This is a genomic window from Actinoplanes sp. NPDC048796, assembly GCF_040650035.1.
GTDB lineage: Bacteria > Actinomycetota > Actinomycetes > Mycobacteriales > Micromonosporaceae > Actinoplanes.
The window spans coordinates 91208-110098 of sequence record NZ_JBEZGO010000017.1 but is presented as its reverse complement, the minus strand read 5'-3'; the positions used below and the strand labels follow the sequence as shown (position 1 = coordinate 110098).

Here is an 18891-nt window from a genome sequence, read left to right as displayed (position 1 = left end):
TTTCCCGGCCCGTTCTCGTCAGGTCCAAGCCTCGGCCGCGGTGACCACCTCGCGCCCGGCGCCGGCGGCCTCCTCGACGGCCAGCGCCAAAGCCTGATCCTGAAGACCCTCGGCCAGCGGGTACGGGGGTGGGCCCTCACCCCGGACCCAGGCGGCCATCGCGTCCAGCAGGGTCGCGGTGGCGATCTCGTCGTCGTTGAAACGGTGACCGGGATAGGGGTTGCGGTAGAGAACCCGATCACCGCAGAGAATCGTCTCGGTGTCGAAGCCGTTGAGGTCGAGATCGTGCCCGCTCTGGCGGCGGATCAGCGGGGTGCGGGCGATCGTGCGCGGCGCCGGCATGTGAACGATGTCGTCGTCGTGGAGCTCGCCGTGCGTGCCCCGGACCAGCAGCCGCCGGTGGCGCAGCAGATTGCGGGTCTGCCCGCTGGTGAAGTCGTAGACAGCGGAACGACCGTCGCCAAAGTCGACAGTGGCGATCGTGGTGGTGGCCGCCCTAGGCAGCGGATCATCAGTCCACCCGGACCGATCGAGCGGCGCGAGCAGAGGCGCGGTGGTACGCACGGCCCGCACGGTGGCCGGCGCGCGTCCCACCCCCAGCATCCCGCGGATGAGGGAAATCGCATGGTGCTGCTGAGTGGAGGAGACGTGCACCTGCGTGGCGGCCCCGATGATGCCCGAACGCACCGCGGCAAGCCGAGCAGCATGCGACGGCACAAGCAGATATTGCTCGGCGACTTGCACCATCCCGGAGTCCCCAACTGCCGCCCACAGCGCCCGCAGCCCCGCCAAGCCGTATTCACCGCCCGCCGTCCCCGACGTCCGCAGACCTGGTAGGCCGGTTCCGCCGCTTGCTGTCCCGGTAGTTCGTGGATCGGATGGGCTGGTTTCGCTGCTTGCTGTCCCGGGCGCCCGCAGACTTGACAGGCCGGATCCTCCTCCTTGGTCCGCGGGCGGACCCGGCGGGCCGGATTCGCTGACCGCTGCCCACGGCGCTCGCCGACTCAGCAAACCCGAAATATCGGAAATGTCGGGAAGAAGGGGCCCTGCCGTGGGCGAAGGCAGCGCCGTGGCCGAGGGCAGCGCCGTGGCCGAGGGCAGCGCCGTGGCCGAGGGCAGCGCCGTGGCCGAGGGCAGCGCCGTGGCCGAGGGCGCGGCTGTGGGCGAGAGTAGCGCGCCGGGCAAGGGCGACGCGGTGGGTGAGGGTGGTGCGGTGGGTGAGGGTGGCGCGCCGAGTGAGGGGAAAGCGGTCGGCGACGGCGACGCTGTGGTCGAGGGCGACGCTGTGGTCGAGGGGAAAGCGGTGGGCGAGGGTGAGGCGCCGGGCGAGGGGAAAGCGGTGGGCGAGGGTGGTGCGGTGAGCGAGGGTGGCGCGCCGGGCGAGGGGAAAGCGGTCGGCGACGGCGACGCGGTGGGCGAGGGTGGCGCGGTGAATTGGAGTGCGGGGTTGGCCGGTGGAGTTTCGGCCAGGACCGGGAGGTTCAGCGCTATGGCTTCGAGGATGAAGGTGGGGTTCGCGGAAGGTGGGACCGCCGTGACCAGGAAGTCGGGATGGGTCTGGCGTACGCACTCCGCCAGCGACGTGAAGGTGGGCAGCGGCATCGGGCGGGATGTCCGCACGACCGCGCCTACGCATTCGAGGCCCGGCAATGCTTGCGCCAGCCGGTAGTAGGTGGCAGCCCGGAAGCCGAAGCCGGCCAGGACGAAGGAGGTCATAGGGCGGCATCCGGGTGAGGGGCCGCCGGGAAGGCCGGGATGGAGGAGCTCATAGGGTGAGGGGCCGCCCGGAAGGCCGGGATGGAGGAGCTCATAGGGTGAGGGGCCGCCTGGAAGGCCGGAGTTGGCGAGGTCATAGGGCGGCGGCCGGGCCGGTGGAGTCGCGGACTATCAGCTGGTGGCCGGTTCGGCGGCGGCGGGGGCGGGCCGCCCGTGGCTTGAGGGCCAGGTCCAGCGCCATTCGGCCCATGTCGGTCATGGGGAGGCGGATCGTGGTCAGGCTCGGGGCCAGGTCGGCCGCCACCGAGACGTCGTCGAAGCCGACCACCGACATGCGGGACGGGACCGGGATGTGGTGTTCCCGCAGGGAGGACAGCACGCCCATGGCCATCGCGTCGTTCAGGGCGATGATCGCCGTGGTCGACGGATGGTCGCGGAGGATCTGTTCGGTCGCCACCCGGCCGCCCTCGCGGATGAAGTCGGTGTGCAGTACCGGCATCGCCGCCGGGTCCAGGCCGTGGGCTCGCATCGCCGCCGCCACCCCGGCCATGCGGTCGGTGACCGTGGTCAGGGCGGCCGTGCCGGCCACGACGGCGATGTGGCGGTGGCCCAGGCCGATCAGGTGCTCGCCCAGCGCGAACCCGCCCGCCTCGTTGTCCGGCAGCACCGCGTCGGCGCTCAGGCTGTGCCGGCCGATCACCGCCAGCCGGCCGCCGTCACGCTCGTAACCCTCCAGCACCGAGCGGGACTGCGACTCCACCTGGGGGTCGCTGTATCCGGAGCCGGCCACGATGATGATGCCGACCCGCTGGGCGATGAGGCTGCGGATCTGGCGCAGCTCGTGGGCGGGGTCGCGGCCGGAGTGGCAGATCTGCACGAGCAGGCTCTGTTCGCCGGCCAGCTGGATGACGCCGCCGGCGATCTCGGAGAAGTACGGGTCGTCGACCTGGTGGACGACCAGGCCGACGGTCGAGCTGGCGCCGCCGGCCAGGGTGCGCGCGTACGGATTGGCGACGTACCCCATCTCGAGTGACACCTGCCGGACCCGGTCGGCCACTTCCTCGCTGACGCCGTCGCGCCCGGACAGGGCGCGGGACGCGGTCGCGAGGGAGACGCCCGCTCGTTGCGCGACATCGATGAGGCGAAGCCCGGGGCCTGGTTTCGGCATCGTCAACTCCCCAGCTATTGCCAGTGATCTATGGCACAGGTTAGCGTACGTAAGCGCTTTCGGAAGCGCTTTCGTACTCGGTGCAGAGGAGCGTCCGAGGATGCCGATAAATTCTTTCCGCGCCATGACTACCGCAACCGCCGTGTTCGCCCTGGCCGTGGGAGCGGCCGGATGTTCCGGAGATGATCAAGGAAGCAAGGGCGGCAGCGATCCCATCGTCGTGGGTGTCTCCCTCCCGCTGACCGGCGACTTCTCCGAGCCCGGCAAGGGTGTGCAGGAGGGCTACGAGGCCTGGGCCAAGGTGGTCAACGACAAGGGTGGCCTGCTCGGCCGCCAGGTCGAGCTGAAGATCCTGGACGACCAGTCCAACGCCGACCGGGTCGTCGCCGACTACGAGCAGCTGATCGGCAAGGACCAGGTCGACCTGGTCGTGGGCCCGTTCTCCACCCGCCTGGTGGTGCCCTCGGCCCGCGTCGCCGAGGAGTACGACATGCTTTTCGTCGAGCCCGCCGGCGCCGCCAAGGAGGTCTTCGAGCAGGGCTTCAAAAACCTGTTCTACGCCGCCCCGGCCGTCGCCAACGACCACTACAACCACCTGGCCGAGCACATCCTGGCCCTGCCGCCCGACCAGCGTCCCAAGACAGCCGCCTACGCGGCCATGGACGACCCGTTCGCGCAGGGTACGGCGTACGGCCTCAAGGAAAAGCTCGAAGCCGGCGGCGTCAAGACCGTCGTGAACGAGGTCTACCCGCCGAACACCACCGACTTCAGCGGCATCGCGGCCAAGGTGGCGGCGGCCAAGGCCGACGTGCTCGTGGGCGGCTCGCAGTACCAGGACGGCGTCAACCTGATCGTCGCGCTGCAGCAGCTGGGCTATCAGCCCAAGCTGGCCGCGTTCTCGACGGCTCCGACGAACCCCGAGTTCGCCAAGGCGATCGGCAACAAGACCACCGGTATCCTGTCGCCGACCGGGTACAGCCAGGACGCCCCGTACGAAAGCAACAAGGAGTTCGTCGAGAAGTTCAAGGCGCAGTTCGGCAAGGCGCCCGAGGAGGATCAGGCCAACGGCTACACGACGGGCCAGGTCGTCGCGGCCGCGGTCACCGCCGCCGGCTGCGCCGAGCAGGGCGAGTGTCAGAAGAAGCTGGTCGACTGGCTGCACTCGAACAAGGTGGACACCGTCGTCGGCCCGCTGAGCTGGGACGCCACCGGCAAGCCGCAGGGCGCCCACATGATCCAGCAGTGGGTGGACGGCGACATCAAGATCGTCCTGCCCGCGGACGTCAAGGAGGCCGACTTCGTCTACCCGAAACCGGCCTGGTGACCACGATGCTCCTCTTCCAGAGCATCCTGCTCGGCCTGCTGCTCGGCGGCCTGTACGCCCTGCTCGCCTCCGGGCTGACGCTCTACTTCGGCATCATGCGGGTCGTGATGATCGCCCACTCGGCGTTCCTCATCCTGGCCGCCTATCTGGCCTGGTGGATGCACGACCGGGTCGGCATCGACCCGCTGCTGTCGATGGTGGTCACGGTTCCGCTGTTCTTCGCGGCCGGTGTCGGGCTGCAGCGCCTGCTGCTGACCCGGCTCCGGCCGGCCACCCTCACCATGATGTCGGTGCTGTTGACCTTCGCCATCGCGCTGACCGTCGAGGGCCTGCTCGGCTACGCCTTCACCGGCACGCAGCGCCGGATCCAGCTCGGCTACAGCTCGGCCAGTCTCGAGATCTTCGGGGCCCGGGTCGCGGTGGTCAAGCTGATCGCGTTCGTCCTGGCCGTCGTGGCGCTTTCCGGGCTGTACGTCCTGATGAAGCGCACCCGGTTCGGATGGGCGCTGCGGGCGACCATCCAGCATCGTGACGCGGCCCGGCTGCTGGGCATCGACACCGAGCGGGTGGCCGGCTACGGCTTCGGCATCGGCCTGGCCACCGCGGCGATCGGCGGCACGGCGCTGTCGCTCGACACCACCATCTACCCGTCGCTGCACTGGCACTGGATCGGCCCGCTGATGGCCATCATCGTGGTCGGCGGCCTGGGCAGCGTGCCCGGCGCGGCGGCCGCGGCGATGGTCCTCGGGATGGCGCAGAGCCTGCTGCAGATCCCGATGGGCACGACGTGGGCGCAGACCGTCTTCTACGTGGCCCTGTTCGCGACGCTCGCGTTCCGGCCGCAGGGATTCTTCGGAGGCCGCCTTGCCCAACGCTTCTAAGAAAATTGCCATGGGTACGGCGATAGCGCTGCTCGCCGCCGCGATCCTCGTGTTCCCGAGCGTCGCCCCCAACCCGTACATCCTGTCCTCGGGTGTCCTGGTCCTGAACTACGCGGTTCTGGCCACCTCGTGGAACTTCGTCGGCGGCTTCACCGGCTACATCTCGCTCGGGCACGGCGCCCTGGCCGGTCTCGGCGGGTACGCGACGGCGCTGCTGGTCGTCAAGGCCGGGCTGCCCTCGTTCGCCGCGCTGGCGGCGGCCGCCCTGCTCGTGGCGGCGCTGGCCGTGCCGCTGGGCATGGCCGCCCTGCGGGTCCGCGGCGCCTCGTTCGTCATCGTGTCGATCGCGCTCGTGCTCATCCTGCTGCTGGTCTTCCAGAGCTGGGCGTCGTTCACCGGCGGCTCGCGCGGTCTCGTCGTGCCACGGCCGTTCGACCTGAGCCGGCCGGAACACCACCGGGTCTTCTACTACCTGTTCGCCGGGCTGCTGGCGATCGCGGTGCTGGCCTGGTGGCTGATCGACCGGTCGCGCTTCGGGCTCCGGCTCAAGTCGATCCGTGAGGACGAGGACAAGGCCGAGGCACTGGGTACGCCGACCTTCGCGTACAAACTGATCGTCTTCGTCGTCTCGGCCGGGTTCACCGCGCTCGCCGGTGGGCTGTACGCGCTGTGGTTCGGCGATCTCGACCCGGTGTTCCAGTTCTCCATCCTGACCGGCTCCTATCTCGTGCTGATGGCGCTGCTCGGCGGCGTACGCAACCTGTTCGGCCCGGTGGCCGGGGCGATCCTGGTCGGCACCGCTCTCGAATACTTCAAGGTCGAGTACGGCGACACGCCGCTGCACCTGGTCGCCACCGGCGTGCTGCTGGGGCTGGTCGTGCTCTTCATGCCCGACGGCGTTCTCCCGGCCATCGGTGATCTCTTCAAGCGGTTCGGCCGTACGAGGAGTTCCTCCATCCGCGAGGTGACAGCAGCCGAACTGGCCGAGCAGCGAAAGGCGGCGGTATGAGTCTCGCGACGCACGAGCTGCGCAAGGCGTTCGGCGGCGTCACCGCGCTCGACGGCGCCACCGTGGAGTTCCACGAGGGCAAGGTCAACGCCCTGATCGGGCCCAACGGCTCGGGCAAGACGACCTACTTCAACTGCGTCACCGGCATGATCAAGCCGGACTCGGGGCGGGTCACCTACCAGGGCCGCGACCTGACCGGAAAGGCGCCGCACCGGATCGCCCGGGCCGGTCTCGGCCGTACCTTCCAGCTGTGCCGCACGTTCCCGCGGATGACCGCCCTGGAGAACGTGCTCGCGGCCGTCCCGCGCGGCGGCCTGCGAAGCGCCGGAAGCCGGGCCGACATCGAGAAGGCCATGAGCTGGCTGACCCGGCTCGGCATCGAGCATCTCGCGGGCAGCGAGGCCCGCGACATGTCCTGGGGCCAGCAGAAGCTTCTCGAACTGGCCGGGGTGCTGATGGCCGAGCCCGAGACGGTCCTGCTCGACGAGCCGGCCGGCGGGGTCAACCCGGCGCTGCTCGACCGGATCGGCACCCTGATCCGCCAGCTGAACGCCGAGGGGCGCACCTTCGTCATCGTCGAGCACAACATGGACCTGGTCATGAGCATCAGCGACCACATTGTGGTCTTCGACCGGGGCCGGCCCATCGCGGAGGGACCGCCCTCGGTCATCCGCTCCGATGAACGCGTGCTGGGGGCGTACCTTGGCGTCTGAATTCGAATTCGAACTGGTCGATGTCCAGGCCGGCTACGGCCGGGCGGCGCCGGTGCTGCGCGGCTTCAGCGTCGCGGTGCCCGCCGGATCGATCGTGTGCCTGGTCGGGCCGAACGGCGCCGGCAAGTCGACGGTGCTGAAGGTGGCCGGCGGTCTGCTCAAGCCCCGCGACGGCCGCGTGATCGTGGCCGGGAAGGACGTGACCGGCGCCGGGCCGCAGCAGATGCTCCGGCATGGAGTGTCGCTGGTCCTGCAGGGACACAGCGTGTTCCGCGAGATGACCGTCGAGGAGAACGTGCTGCTCGGCGCGTACACCCTGCGGGACGCGGGCAAGATCGCTGAACGCGCCGCCTTCGTCAAGGAGATCTTCCCGGTGGTGGCCGACCGCTGGGGATCGCTCGCCGGGCTGCTCTCCGGCGGGCAGCAGAAACAGGTGGAGTTCGCCCGGTCGCTGATGGTGGATCCGAAGGTCGTCCTGCTGGACGAGCCCTCGATGGGACTGGACCCCAAGGCGACCAGCACGGTGTTCGAACAGGTCGTGCGGATGCGCGACGCCGGAACGGCGGTGCTGCTGGTCGAGCAGAACGCCCGGCGCGCGCTGGAGACCGCCGACCTCGGGTGCGTGCTCGATCTCGGGCGCGTGCACATCTCCGGGCCTGCCCGGCAGCTTCTGGCCGATCCACAGCTCGGGGAGCTCTACCTCGGCGGCCGTCCCGCCGAGCCTGTGCCGGATATCTGAAAGGTCGTCCTCTGTGAGACGAACTGGAGGAATCGCTGTCGCTTTGGGAATCGCGCTAGTGGCAGCGGGATCACCTGTAAGCGCGGACGCACCGGGTCCGCATGACGTCCATCCGTCCCTACGCTCCTCGGTAGTGGCTCTCTACGATTTCGATCACCCGGTGCCTGGGGACGCGGCCCTCGAGAAAGATCAAGGCCGTTCCGGTACGGAGATCGAGCTGATCAACGGGGGCGCGGCGCAGCGCGTGCGTGACGCGGCCTACCGCGGCGCCGGCCGGGCGCTGCAGACCCGCCAGATAAGTCCGTCTACATCGGGAAATGATGACTGGAAGGCCGGGATCTACGCGCAGCCCGGCGTGCGGACGCTGCGAGCCTTCAACGCGGTCGGTGGCACGACCGTCATGGGCTGGTTCAAGCGCTCCATGGACGGCCCGGCGCCGAACACGGTCACGGCCGATCCGGCCGATCTCTACAACGCGATCGGGCTGGCCGGGTTGCTCACCGGCGACTCCGACGGGCACGGCGTACGGGCCCTGCTGGAACTGATCGACGTGAACGGCACCCTGCGGCTGGTCGCGCTCGGCCGGCGCCTCGACGGCGGCAATTCGCAGACCTTCGCCGCGAACGAGGACTGGAAGACGCTGCTGCCCAAGGACCAGTGGGTGCACCTCGCGGCCACCTTCGACTTCAACGCCGGAACGATGGCGCTGTATCGCGACGGCAAGCCGGTCGAGGGCTTCTACACCCGCACCGACGATCCGTGGCTGGTCGCCGGGCCGGGCCCGCACGTGACGACCGCGAGCGATCCGCGCGGCATCAAGATCGGCGGGAGCTTCCCGCAGAACACGGTCGAGCGCAACCCGTGCGACTGCCGGATGGACGCGCTCGCGTTCCTCGACCGGTCGCTGACCGCGCGCGAGGTCGCCGCCCAGTACCGCTACTACTTCCGACGGGGCTGACTCATGAGACGTTTCCTTCTGGCGGGCATGCTCGCACTGTCCACATTGCTCGCGGCGCCCTCCGTGGCGCTGGCCGCTCCGGCCGGCGAGCCGATCGACGACCCGATCCCGGTCGAGCCGGTCACCTCGTCGCTCGGGCTCGAACTCACCGAGTACGCGTCGTTCCCGCAGTCGTTCACGGTGCCGCCGCTGACTGACCAGCGGCTCAACCGGGTCGCCCGGATCAACACGATCCTGGAGGTGCCGGACGGCTCCGGCCGCCGCGCCGTCCCCGACCTCAACGGCAACCTCTACCTGGTCGAGAACGGCGTGCCGCACGTCTACCTCGACGTGCGCGCCCAGTTCCCGTCGTTCTTCTCCGGGCGCGGGCTCGGGCAGGGCTTCGGGTACGTGACGTTCCACCCGGACTTCCGCCGCAACGGGCTGTTCTACACGATCCACACCGAGCAGGCCGCGCAGACCACCGCGGTGCCCGACTACCAGCAGCCCAACACGCTCTTCCACGGCGTCATCAACGAGTGGACGGCGACCGACCCGGCCGCCGGCACCTTCGCCGGCACCCACCGGGAGATCCTGCGCATCGGGTTCGCCGGCCAGATCCACGGCATCCAGGAGATCAACTTCAATCCTACCGCGCGCCGGGGCACGGCCGAGTACGGCAAGCTCTACCTCGCGGTCGGCGACGGCGGCCAGGGCTTCCGCAACACCGACCCGCAGAACCTCGCCCTGCCGCACGGCAAGCTGCTGCGGATCGACCCGAGCGGCACCAACGCCCCCAACGGCAAGTACGGCATTCCGGCCGACAACCCCTTCGTGGGGCGCGCGGGGGCGCTCGGGGAGATCTACGCGATCGGTTTCCGTGACCCGCACCGGTTCAGCTGGGACCGGGCCACCGGCCGGATGTACCTCGGGCACATCGGCGAGAAGTCGACCGAGGCGATCTACGAGGTGCGCGCGGGCGACAACATGGGCTGGAGCGAGCGCGAGGGCCGGCTGGTCTTCGACCGCGACGCCACGAACGTCTGCGACCGCCTCTACCCGTTGCCGGCCGACGACGCGAAGTACGGCTACACCTATCCGGTCGCCTCGTACGACCACAACCCGGCGCCCGGCTGGAACTGCACCGACGACGTCGGCGTGGCCGTCGCGGGCGGCTTCGTCTACCGCGGCACCGACATCCCGAAGCTGCGCGGCAAGTACGTCTTCGGCGACCTCGTCGCGGGCACGGTCTTCTACACCGAGGTGAGCGAGATGCGGCGCGGGCAGGCCCCGGCCACCATTCACCGGCTGCACCTGTTCACGCCCCAGGGCCAGTCCGTACGGATGCGGGACCTCTCCTCGCCGGGCGCGCCCGGCGACCCCAACCGCGTCGACCTGCGCTTCGGCACCGACGCCCGGGGTGAGCTCTACATCCTGGCCAAGGCCAACGGCAAGATCTGGAAGGTGACCGACGCCGCGTACTTCGCCGACGAGAAGGCCGGCCACACCCGGGTCACGAACACCGCGGCCGCGGGCAACTGGGCGCCCGTGACGCCGTCGAAGTGGAAGTTCGAGAACGGCCAGGTCATTCTGGCCGAGGCCGGCGAGGCCCGGCCCGGCCCGCGCCGCCCGTTCGAGTACGCGGTGCTCACCAAGGGTCCCGCGTTCTCCAGCGTCGAGGTGACGGCCCAGGTGCGCCTGGACGAACCGGTCGAGATAACGAACCGCGACGTCATCATCGTGTTCGGCTACAAGTCCGACACCGAGTTCTACTACGCCCACCTGTCGACCGACAACACGATCTACCCGCACAACGGCATCTTCAAGGTCGACAACGCCGACCGTGAACGCATCGACTACCAGTGGAACGGCCGCTCGCGGGGCGCCAACCCGGCCATCGTCGACACGGCCTGGCACAACGTCCGCCTCAAGCACGTACCGTCCACCGGCGAGATCGCCGTCTACGTGGACGGCGACTGCGACCCGCTGATGACCGCCCGCGACACCACGTTCGGCTCGGGCCGCGTCGGCTTCGGCTCCTTCGACAACATCGGCCGTACCCGCAACTTCACGGTGGTGGGCACGCCCGCCGCCTGACCGTTTCTCACATGATGCCGACGTGAGCCGGAAGGAACACCGGCGGGCCGGGGGAGACCTCGCCCGCCGGCGGCGGTTCGACGGCCACCGGCGTACCGAAATCGGAGAAGGTCATCTCCAGGAAATCCCCGGCCGTGGCCCGCGTGAACCGCCCGGCCTCGTCGAGGCTCAGGGTGAACGACTCGTCCCGCAGCCGGCCCGTGTACGTCCGGTCACCGGCCGCGGTGATCCCGGTGCCGGTCTCGGCCGCGGTGCGCGGCGCGTTCCACGGGAAGCCACCCTTGAACGAGGTCTGGTCCAGATAGTTCAGCGGCGCCTTGACCCACGTGTTGATCTGACTCTCGGGAACCGCGCCGAGCTCGTCCGGCTTGGTCACCTTGACCCAGACGTCATCGCGGACGCGCCGCAGCACCCAGCTGTCCCCGGTCGCCTCCCACGTGGTCCCGGCCGCGTCGACCACAGCGGTGTACTTCACCTCGTACGTGGGACTCCCGGTGAACCGATACCCGACCCGCACCGACTGCGTCCCGGCCTTCCCGCTGCCCACGGCAAGAGCCGCCTTCGGATCGGCCGGCAGCGAGACGCTGGGCGCCACCTCGGGCCGGGGCACCTCATCCTTCGGCGCCGCGCAGGCGGACAGCCCGAGCACCACCGCCAGACCAACAGCCAAGTACCGCATAGCCCCGTGCTTTCTCCACGCTGACGACAAGCCGCAGAAGTCAACCACAGTCGATGAGGTCACCGCATCGGGGATAGCGCGTTCAGGCGGCGCCGGGCCGCGTCGCGGGCTTCTGGCATCGCGGCCCAGCCCGCGGCCACAGCCGCCAGCTGCCGTCGATGGCGCACGGCGAACGCCCGCACGGCCGGGGCACTCACCGCGGCCGCCAGAGAGGCGTTGGCCGCGCGGCACCTTCCGTCGGCGGCGGCGCTGCTCACCTCGTACGCGGAAGCCTCGTTCCACGCCGCCCCACCGGCCGGGCCGGCCGTCGCGAACCTTCGCTCGACCCGCTGCCGGGCGTCGCCCAGGCTCTCGGCCGGCGTACCGGCGGCGGCCATGCACTTGGCGTAGGCCGCGCTCAGCCGGAGCGCGTGCTCGGCGCGAACGTCCGCCAGCGCCCAGTAGAAGCTCTCCACAAGGCGCCCCTGCCCGGCCGGGAGTGCGAGGGTGTCCAGCGGCGCCGCTTCCACGTCGCACTTGCCGGACTTGGTGATCAGGGCGTTGCGCTCGGCGGCGGTCAGGTCGTCCAGGACACTTCGTCCCGCGGCTTTCCCGAGACGCCGAGCCCGACATGGACAACGCGCCGGCCCCGGCGGCGTGGCGGCGGCCGGGCCGGGAGGTCTTCCGCGGGTACGTATCCTGACGTCCGTGCTTGATCATCTTGCTGGGTGTTCGTGTTGTGGGGCGCCGCTCGACGCGCTTGATCTCGATGTGCGGTCGGGGGTGCCGGACGCACTGCTCGACCTGTCGGCGGAGCAGCAGGCGAAGGTCTGGGGCAACAGCGACCTTCAGCGGCTCGAGGGGGTGGGCGGCTTCGTGCGCTGTCTCATGCCCGTCCGCCTGACCGGCGGCGGCAGCGTGACCTACTCGGTGTGGCTGAAGGTCGACGACGACCAGCTGCGCCACGCGAACGCCGTGTGGAGCGCACCGGCGTACGCCGATCTGGTCCTGAACGGCACGGTGGCCAACGCCGTCCGGCCGTGGCCGGAGATGCTGGGGGAGGCGGCGCGGGCCGAGGTCCGCGACGAGGGCACGTTGCCGTACCTGGCCGGGGCCGGCGGCACTCTGCTGTCGCGGGTCCTCACCGAACAGTGGGACCGCGACGACGTGCTCAGCCGGATCGGGCACGCGCTGCCGGCGCCGGTCCGGCAGGCCGTGACCGGCGAATGGTCGATCGAGCGCAGCGCCGGGCTCGAGCCGCGGGTCGCGGACGGCGTCCTGATGTTCGCCGGGCCCGGCCGGACCGTGCACGTGGAGGTGTTCGACCTGCGCGACGGCACGACCCCGGAGGCGGCCATCGCGCGGTTCACGAAGGGTGCGCCGGAGCCCGCGGGTGAGGTCTCGGAGCGGGACGGCGACGTGGCCCGGTACGCCTTCTGGCTGACGGCGGCGGTGCGGGGGCGGGAGCAGTTCGAGTTGTACGGCTACGCGGCCACCGCCTCCAGCGTCGCCGCCGTCACCTGCATGTACGACGACGCGGCCGATCTCGGCTGGGCGCAGGAGGTCTGGCGGTCGCTGCGGCGCCACGGCTGATTCGTCTGCTAACGGCAGATCGGCTTGGTGCGCCGGGCCGGCGGCTCCCATGGTGGAACCAGCGACGACGAGAGCTGGGAGAAGAACATGAGAGCCGACGCCGGGGTGGCGCCGTGGACCGCGGGGTCCATCGACGATCAGGTGGCCGCGAGGCTGCTGCATCAGCGCATCATCGTGCTGGGGTCCGAGGTCGACGACCAGATCGCCAACCGCCTGTGCGGGCAGCTGCTGCTGTTGTCCGCCGAGGATCCGCGAAGCGTCATCAGTCTGTACATCAACTCGCCGGGTGGGTCGGTCAGCGCGGGGCTGGCCATCTTCGACACCATGCGGCTCATCCCGAACGACGTCAGCACCCTGGCGCTGGGGCTGGCCGGCAGCATGGGGCAGTTCCTGCTGACCGCGGGTACGCCGGGCAAGCGGTTCGCCCTGCCGCACGCGCAGGTGCTGATGCATCAGGGGTCGGCCGGGTTCGGTGGCACGGCGGCCGACGTCGAGATCTACGCCGAGCAGCTGGAGCGGGTCGGCACGACGCTGCTGCGGCTCACGGCCGAGCACACCGGGCAGCCGATCGAGACGGTCGAGCGGGACAGCCGTCGCGACCGCTGGTTCACCGCCCAGGAGGCGCTCGAGTACGGGCTCATCGACCACATTCTGGACAGCGTCGACGACGTACGGCCGGCCCTGTCCCGTCAGCCGATGGGGTTGAGCGCATGAGCCAGTACACGATTCCCACGGTCGTCGAGAAGACCCCGAACGGCGAGCGGGCGTACGACATCTACTCGCGCCTGCTGTCGGACCGGATCATCTTCCTGGGCACCGAGATCGACGACGGCGTGGCCAACGTGGTGATCGCCCAGCTGATCCACCTGGAGTCGGCCGGCGAGCAGGAGATCGGCCTCTACATCAACTCGCCGGGTGGCTCGTTCAGCGCCCTGACCGCGATTTACGACACCATGCATTTCGTACGGTGTGACATCGCCACCATCTGCGTCGGCCAGGCCGCCTCGGCCGCGGCGGCGCTGCTGGCGGCGGGTACGCCCGGGCGGCGCTCGGTCCTGCCGCACGCCAAGGTGACCCTGCACCAGCCGTCGAGCCAGGCCCGGGGCACCCTGCCCGACCTGGCGGTGGAGGCCAAGGAGGTGGCCCGGGTGCGAGCCGAGATGGACGCGATCCTGGGGCGGCACACCGGCCATTCCGTCGAGAAGATCCGAGCCGACACCGACCGCAGCATGACGCTGTCCGCCGCCGGCGCGGTCGCCTACGGCCTGGCCGACCGAGTGATCACCAGCCGTCCGGAGCGCGCGTACCGGTTGTCAGCGGCCAGCTGACCGCCGCCCGCCGGGCCGAAGCGGGCGCGCCGGGCACGACGCGCTGGAGGCGGCCAGCTGATCAGGCCGCGAGGAGCATGACGTCGCCGGAGCGGTGTGGTGGCGCTGTGGGCCGGCGCACCGGGCGCAGGACGGGGGCGACCGGTGCGACCGGGCGCAGGCGGAGGACCGGGGCGCGGTGCTCGGCGAGCTCGCGTCCCACCTCGGCCAGCAGGTCGGACAGCTCGATCCGGAGCGCGTCGCAGACGGCGGCCAGGATCTCGGAGCTGGGCTCCTTGCGGCCGCGCTCCACCTCGGACAGGTACTGCACCGAGACGGCGGCGTCGCGGGCCACCTCGGCCAGCGTCCGCTCCTGGTCCAGCCGGTGGCGGCGCAACACCCGGCCGACCAGGGTGCGCAGCAGGGGACGCGACCTGTCCGTCATGCCGTCACCGTACCCAGCGCCGGCGGTCCGGGGATACCGGTTCAGCCCGGAGCGTAGAGGCCGCGGTGGTAGGTCAGCGACACCACGTCCTGCCGGCGCTGACCGAGGTACCAGTCGGCGGTGCGGGACAGGTCGATCGTCTGCCGGAGCAGGCCGGGCCGGCCGGCGGGGAGTTCGGCGAGCACTTCGCCGCGAGGGGACACCACCATGCTCGGGCAGTGCTGGGCCGGGCCGGGGATGTTGGCCGAGACGAGGTGGCGCTGGTTCTCGGCGGCCCGGCTCACCAGGTGGCTGCGCCAGACCCCGTCGGGTTCCCGGGGGTTCGCGGCGTTGGTGAGGTAGACGAACAGCTGGGCGCCGGCGGCGGCGAGGTGTTGCCACTGCTCGGGGAACCGGATTTCCCGGCACAGCTGTACTCCGGCGGTGACCGTGCCGTGCGGCTGCGGAATCCCGTACGTCGGCAGGTCGTCGCCGGCCCGCAGCGGGCCACGTTCGTTCATGGCCAGGTTGATCTTCCGGTAGACCGCGGGAGCGCCGCCGTCCCCCGAGAAGAACAGCCCGGCGTTGTACCAGTCGCCGCCGGCCGGCAGCAGCGCGCCGCAGAAGACGGACACCCGCTTCTCCGCGGCCAGCCGCGCCACGTGGGTCACGGCGCCGGTCACGGCCGCCGGGTCCAGCGTGTCCAGCGGCGTCAGATCCTCGCCGTAGCCGGACAGCAGCCCCTCGGGGAAGACGACCACGTCGCCGGGCTGTGTCTCGCCCAGGGCGTCCCGCACAGTGGCCAGGTTGGCCTCGACGTCCCAGACGGCCGGCACCTGCGCCACCACGATCGACATCAGCATGGCGACGATCGTGCATCAGGGGTTCAAGCCGCGACCAGCTCCTCGCGGGCGGCGCCGCGGAACCGGCCGCAGTTGGTGCAGGCCACGAAGTGGCGGGCCGGGCGGACCGGGAACAGCGGGACGAAGAAGAGGCTGAACTTCGACGTACGCCGGATCAGGGTCTGCGCCGCCGTGGCGCCGCAGACCTCACACCGGCCGAGCCGCGACCCGAGGATGGTGTCCTTGCTACGAATTCCGAAGATGAACAGCACACCATCAACAGTACGGGTGGGAGTCAGCCACCGCCCGCCGACGACGTCGCCGGGGTCTCGGCGCCCGCGGGGGCCGGGGAGACCGGTACCGGTGGCGTCTTGCCGCGGCGGCTCCGCAGGGCGCCGACGGCGACGTCGACGAGCAGGAACGCGGCCAGGGGGATGCCGAGCAGCGGCACCACCCAGCCCAGGGCGATGACCACCGGCACGCCCACGACGATGCCCCACGAGGGGATCCGCTGCCACGCTCCGCGGGCGGCCGGCGGCGCGCCCACGGGCGCGCGGCGGTCGGCCCGGGTGGGGCGGCGCTGCCACCACATGCGGTAGCCCCAGACGATCACGCAGAGCAGGCCGATCGCGAGGGCGGCCAGCAGGATCTGGTTGGGCAGCCCGAACAGCAGTCCCATGTGGGCGTTCACGCCCCATGAGGTCAGCTTGGCCAACAGCGGCCAGTCGGCGAAGTCCACCCGGTCGGTCACCTCGCCCGTGGCGGCGTCCACGGCGACGCTGTCCGCGCGGACCGGCCACCGGCTGTCGTCCTGGCTCACCTGCCAGGCCGCGGCGCCGTCGGCCGGCACGATCACCTCGACCGGTCCGTCCAGGCCGTTGTCGCGGGCGGTCGTCAGCACCCGGTCGATCGCGTCCGGGTCGGCCGTCGACGGGCCGGAGGCGCCGCCGCTGCTGTGGTGGCCGCCGGAGGCCGCGGGCGCGGCGCCGGTGAGGTCGGTGCTCACCGAGGGACGGCTGCCGTTCATCGCGTCCAGGGCCTCGCCGAAGTTGCCGCCGGCGTAGCGCGACCAGGTCAGGCCCGTGACCGAGAGGAGCAGCAGGCCGATCGAGAGCCACACCCCGGTGGCCGCGTGCCAGCCCCGGGTCCGGCGCACGCCCTTGCTCGCCGACAGGTCAGGGGCCAGGAGCTTGCGGGCCGTACGGTGACCGCGCTGCCGCCGCCACCACAGCAGCAGGCCGCCGAGCACGATGACGGCCAGCCAGCTCGCCGCCAGCTCCGAGTAGTGCCGGCCGGCCACCCCGAGGTGCAGGTTGCGGTGCATGTCGTCGAGCCACGTCCGGGTCGGCGTGTAGGAGAACCACGTCGTCAGCTGCCCGGTGACCTCGCCGGTGTACGGGTTCACGTACGCGGTCCGCGCGTGCTCCTCGTCCAGTGTGGGCAGCGCGAAGTCGACCTGCGTGGTGGCCGTGCCCTCGCCCGGGCGCAGCGAGATGAGCGTGCCGTCCGGCACCGCCGCCCGGGCCGCCGCGATCTGCTCGGCCATCGGCTTGGTGGCGCCGCCCGGGTCGTCGGCGACCAGCTCGTCCGCGTAGACGACGCGGTCGATCTGGGGCGAGAAGACGTACGCGAGACCGGTCAGCGCGGCGACCAGGAGGAAGGGCGCGACGAGGATGCCGGCGTAGAAGTGCAGGCGCAGCAGCAGCGGACCGAACGATGAGGCGGGGCGTGAAGGCGGCGCGGCGGTGGACATCTGTTCTCCGTCACAGTCGTCGGGGTGGCACTCGCAGCGTTGGTCGCCGCCCACCGCCGATTGGTTCCCGCCGATCCTTCTCAGCCCGCGGCCACGCTCCGGCCGGGGCCGAGGTCCCGCATCGCGGTGACCAGATCCTCGCGGGCCCGGGCCACCCGGGAGCGGATCGTTCCGACCGGGCAGCCGCAGACCTCCGCCGCTTCCGCGTACGACAGCCCGGCGATCTGCGTCATCAGGAACGCGTCGCGGCGGTCGCCGTCGAGCCCGCGCAGGAGGTCGGTCAGCGCGTGATGCTCCTCGAACCGGGACCGGCCGTGCGGGTCGGCGATCTCGGCGTGGCTCTGCCAGTCCGGCAGGGCTGCCGCCCGGGGCCGCCGGGTCGCGTACCGGACCTGGTCGGCCGCAACCCGCCGGGCGATCGCGAACAGCCACGTGCGTACCGACGAACGACCGGCGAAGCCGGGCAACGCCCGTACGGCCCGCAAGTAGGTCTCCTGGGTCAGGTCCTCCACCTCGCCCGGGGAGGCCAGCGGATGGAGGAAACGCATCACGTCGCCCTGGGTCGCGCGGATCAGGTCGGTCAGCGCCGACCGGTCGCCACGCGCGGCGTCGCGGGCGAGCCGGGTCAGCGCGTCCGCGTGCTCCTCGGAGGGGGTCACACCGATGAAGTCGCTCCGGGTGGGGGAAAAGTTCCCGGGTCGCCCGCACGGATGACTCCGGGAACCGCCGGCGCCCGCGGGGCGACCAATGGCCGGTCCACGCCGAGGAGGAGATCGACTTGCTGCCCGACCTTTCCGAGTACCGATTGCACCGCACCGTCGCCGACGCGCCCTTCGAGGGTGTGCCGGTGCCGGGCCTGTCCGCCGAGTTCTACCGGCGCGCCGACGGTGAGCGGGTGGCGACCGTCGGCCGCTACACGTTCGGCGGCCGGGATCTGCTGATGGCCTGGGGGTACGTGGACGAGGAGCACTGCCGGCACTCGGCCGTGCACGACAGCGAGTCCGGCGGCTGGCATCGGGCGACCGACGGATGCCCCGTCGTGCGGGTCGAACGGGCCGGCGACGAGGTGGTCGGCCTGGCCGTGCGCACGCCGGCCGGGGAGTGGCTCACCGCAGGCGCAGCGGCACCTCGAAGCTAGCGGCGCCGGTCTCGAGGTCGGCCCGAACGGTGAGGGTGGCGCTGTCGCCGGTCAGCGGCGCGGTGGCGATGGCCAGGCGGTCGCCCAGCGGCTGCACGGCGACGGGCACGCGGCGGCCGGCGGCGTCGGTCGCGGTGACCGACCACCGGCGTACGGCCTCGGTCCCCTCGTCGACGCAGAGGTGGAACAGCGTGGCCGTCTCGGGCCGCACGCGCAGGGTCTTCTCGCCGTCCGAGGCGACCAGCGACTTGCGGGCGGGGCAGGGGCTCGCGTCGGCGGCGTGCGCCATGGGGACGCCGGCGAAGAGCACCACGGCGGCGGCGATCCAGGCGATCACCGCGAGCGTCATGCCGATGATCACGCCGCGCAGCGACCGGGCTCGGTCACCGGCCCGGCGCCGGGCGTCGACGGTCAGCCCGTGTCCGCGATGCCGCAGCACCACCGGCGACCGGCCGCCGCTCGCACGGCGCAGGCAGGCCCGGCCGGTGCCGGTCTTCGAAGCCTCGTCAGCCATGCCTCACCGCTCTCCTTCGACGACCCCGAACTGTAGAGGAGGTCGTCCAGACCGCCGCCGAAGTTCCCGGGAACCGAA

At 71.1% G+C, this 18891-nt stretch carries 21 protein-coding genes and 1 pseudogene; 12 read left to right on the top strand and 10 right to left on the bottom strand.

Features of this window, described 5'->3' with window-relative positions; genetic code table 11:
* Positions 1 to 18 precede the first annotated feature (18 nt).
* Positions 19 to 747: a hypothetical protein gene (locus AB0C26_RS40280; protein ID WP_360258858.1), complete on the bottom strand. Its 729-nt coding sequence runs from the start codon at positions 745 to 747 to the stop codon at positions 19 to 21.
* A gap of 304 nt (positions 748 to 1051) precedes the next feature.
* On the opposite strand from AB0C26_RS40280, the gene AB0C26_RS40275 reads away from it, so the two are divergent.
* A complete protein-coding gene (locus AB0C26_RS40275; protein ID WP_360258855.1) occupies positions 1052 to 1669 on the top strand; it encodes a hypothetical protein in 618 nt (205 codons plus the stop codon).
* A 180-nt stretch (positions 1670 to 1849) separates the two neighbouring features.
* Here AB0C26_RS40275 and AB0C26_RS40270 read toward each other — a convergent pair whose 3' ends face one another.
* Positions 1850 to 2884 (bottom strand): LacI family DNA-binding transcriptional regulator, encoded by a 1035-nt coding sequence (locus tag AB0C26_RS40270; RefSeq protein WP_360258852.1) that lies wholly within the window; start codon positions 2882 to 2884, stop codon positions 1850 to 1852.
* Between the two features lie 124 nt (positions 2885 to 3008).
* Between AB0C26_RS40270 and AB0C26_RS40265 the strand changes: the two genes are divergently transcribed.
* The 7 genes from AB0C26_RS40265 to AB0C26_RS40235 all read left to right on the top strand — a co-directional run bounded on the left by AB0C26_RS40265 (position 3009) and on the right by AB0C26_RS40235 (position 10584).
* Positions 3009 to 4208: an amino acid ABC transporter substrate-binding protein gene (locus tag AB0C26_RS40265; RefSeq protein WP_360258849.1), complete on the top strand. Its 1200-nt coding sequence runs from the start codon at positions 3009 to 3011 to the stop codon at positions 4206 to 4208.
* 5 nt (positions 4209 to 4213) lie between these two features.
* On the top strand, positions 4214 to 5089 hold the full coding sequence (locus AB0C26_RS40260; protein WP_360258950.1) for a branched-chain amino acid ABC transporter permease: 876 nt from the start codon (positions 4214 to 4216) through the stop codon (positions 5087 to 5089).
* 10 nt (positions 5090 to 5099) lie between these two features.
* On the top strand, positions 5100 to 6098 hold the full coding sequence (locus tag AB0C26_RS40255; RefSeq protein WP_360258846.1) for a branched-chain amino acid ABC transporter permease: 999 nt from the start codon (positions 5100 to 5102) through the stop codon (positions 6096 to 6098).
* Entirely contained in the window at positions 6095 to 6811 is a 717-nt protein-coding gene (locus AB0C26_RS40250) for an ABC transporter ATP-binding protein (RefSeq protein WP_360258843.1), read from the top strand. The genes AB0C26_RS40255 and AB0C26_RS40250 overlap by 4 nt, the downstream gene beginning before the upstream one ends.
* Entirely contained in the window at positions 6801 to 7550 is a 750-nt protein-coding gene (locus tag AB0C26_RS40245) for an ABC transporter ATP-binding protein (RefSeq protein WP_360258840.1), read from the top strand. Before AB0C26_RS40250 ends, AB0C26_RS40245 begins: the two co-directional genes overlap by 11 nt.
* Positions 7551 to 7683: 133 nt before the next feature.
* Entirely contained in the window at positions 7684 to 8508 is an 825-nt protein-coding gene (locus AB0C26_RS40240) for a LamG-like jellyroll fold domain-containing protein (protein WP_360258837.1), read from the top strand.
* Between the two features lie 3 nt (positions 8509 to 8511).
* Positions 8512 to 10584 carry a PQQ-dependent sugar dehydrogenase gene (locus AB0C26_RS40235; RefSeq protein ID WP_360258834.1) on the top strand — a complete coding sequence of 691 codons (2073 nt, stop codon included), beginning with the start codon at positions 8512 to 8514 and terminating at the stop codon, positions 10582 to 10584.
* Between the two features lie 7 nt (positions 10585 to 10591).
* Here AB0C26_RS40235 and AB0C26_RS40230 read toward each other — a convergent pair whose 3' ends face one another.
* Together AB0C26_RS40230 and AB0C26_RS40225 are read right to left on the bottom strand one after the other, a co-directional pair.
* On the bottom strand, positions 10592 to 11263 hold the full coding sequence (locus tag AB0C26_RS40230) for a hypothetical protein (RefSeq protein WP_360258831.1): 672 nt from the start codon (positions 11261 to 11263) through the stop codon (positions 10592 to 10594).
* A 59-nt stretch (positions 11264 to 11322) separates the two neighbouring features.
* Positions 11323 to 11772, bottom strand: coding sequence for a hypothetical protein (locus AB0C26_RS40225; RefSeq protein ID WP_360258828.1), 450 nt, complete (start codon positions 11770 to 11772; stop codon positions 11323 to 11325).
* A 178-nt stretch (positions 11773 to 11950) separates the two neighbouring features.
* Here AB0C26_RS40225 and AB0C26_RS40220 point away from each other — a divergent pair, with 178 nt between their 5' ends.
* From AB0C26_RS40220 to AB0C26_RS40210, 3 genes are all read left to right on the top strand, one after another.
* Complete coding sequence (locus AB0C26_RS40220) at positions 11951 to 12835, top strand: DUF2199 domain-containing protein (RefSeq protein WP_360258825.1); 885 nt, start codon at positions 11951 to 11953, stop codon at positions 12833 to 12835.
* An 87-nt stretch (positions 12836 to 12922) separates the two neighbouring features.
* Entirely contained in the window at positions 12923 to 13549 is a 627-nt protein-coding gene (locus AB0C26_RS40215) for an ATP-dependent Clp protease proteolytic subunit (protein WP_360258822.1), read from the top strand.
* Complete coding sequence (locus tag AB0C26_RS40210; RefSeq protein WP_360258819.1) at positions 13546 to 14163, top strand: ATP-dependent Clp protease proteolytic subunit; 618 nt, start codon at positions 13546 to 13548, stop codon at positions 14161 to 14163. The genes AB0C26_RS40215 and AB0C26_RS40210 overlap by 4 nt, the downstream gene beginning before the upstream one ends.
* Positions 14164 to 14365: 202 nt before the next feature.
* Here AB0C26_RS40210 and AB0C26_RS40205 read toward each other — a convergent pair.
* From AB0C26_RS40205 to AB0C26_RS40185, 5 genes and pseudogenes are all read right to left on the bottom strand, one after another.
* Positions 14366 to 14587: pseudogene (locus AB0C26_RS40205) on the bottom strand (helix-turn-helix transcriptional regulator); the annotation flags it as partial.
* Positions 14588 to 14628: 41 nt separating this feature from the next.
* On the bottom strand, positions 14629 to 15429 hold the full coding sequence (locus AB0C26_RS40200) for a carbon-nitrogen hydrolase family protein (protein ID WP_360258816.1): 801 nt from the start codon (positions 15427 to 15429) through the stop codon (positions 14629 to 14631).
* Between the two features lie 23 nt (positions 15430 to 15452).
* Positions 15453 to 15680, bottom strand: a complete 228-nt coding sequence (locus AB0C26_RS40195; RefSeq protein ID WP_360258813.1) for a zinc-ribbon domain-containing protein — start codon at positions 15678 to 15680, stop codon at positions 15453 to 15455.
* Between the two features lie 23 nt (positions 15681 to 15703).
* Positions 15704 to 17161 (bottom strand): PepSY-associated TM helix domain-containing protein, encoded by a 1458-nt coding sequence (locus tag AB0C26_RS40190; protein WP_360258810.1) that lies wholly within the window; start codon positions 17159 to 17161, stop codon positions 15704 to 15706.
* Positions 17162 to 17241: 80 nt separating this feature from the next.
* Positions 17242 to 17820 (bottom strand): sigma-70 family RNA polymerase sigma factor, encoded by a 579-nt coding sequence (locus tag AB0C26_RS40185; protein WP_360258807.1) that lies wholly within the window; start codon positions 17818 to 17820, stop codon positions 17242 to 17244.
* Between the two features lie 119 nt (positions 17821 to 17939).
* On the opposite strand from AB0C26_RS40185, the gene AB0C26_RS40180 reads away from it, so the two are divergent.
* Positions 17940 to 18299: a hypothetical protein gene (locus tag AB0C26_RS40180; RefSeq protein ID WP_360258804.1), complete on the top strand. Its 360-nt coding sequence runs from the start codon at positions 17940 to 17942 to the stop codon at positions 18297 to 18299.
* On the opposite strand, the gene AB0C26_RS40175 is transcribed toward AB0C26_RS40180, so the two are convergent.
* Entirely contained in the window at positions 18268 to 18813 is a 546-nt protein-coding gene (locus AB0C26_RS40175) for a hypothetical protein (RefSeq protein WP_360258801.1), read from the bottom strand. The genes AB0C26_RS40180 and AB0C26_RS40175 overlap by 32 nt on opposite strands.
* Positions 18814 to 18891 lie beyond the last annotated feature (78 nt).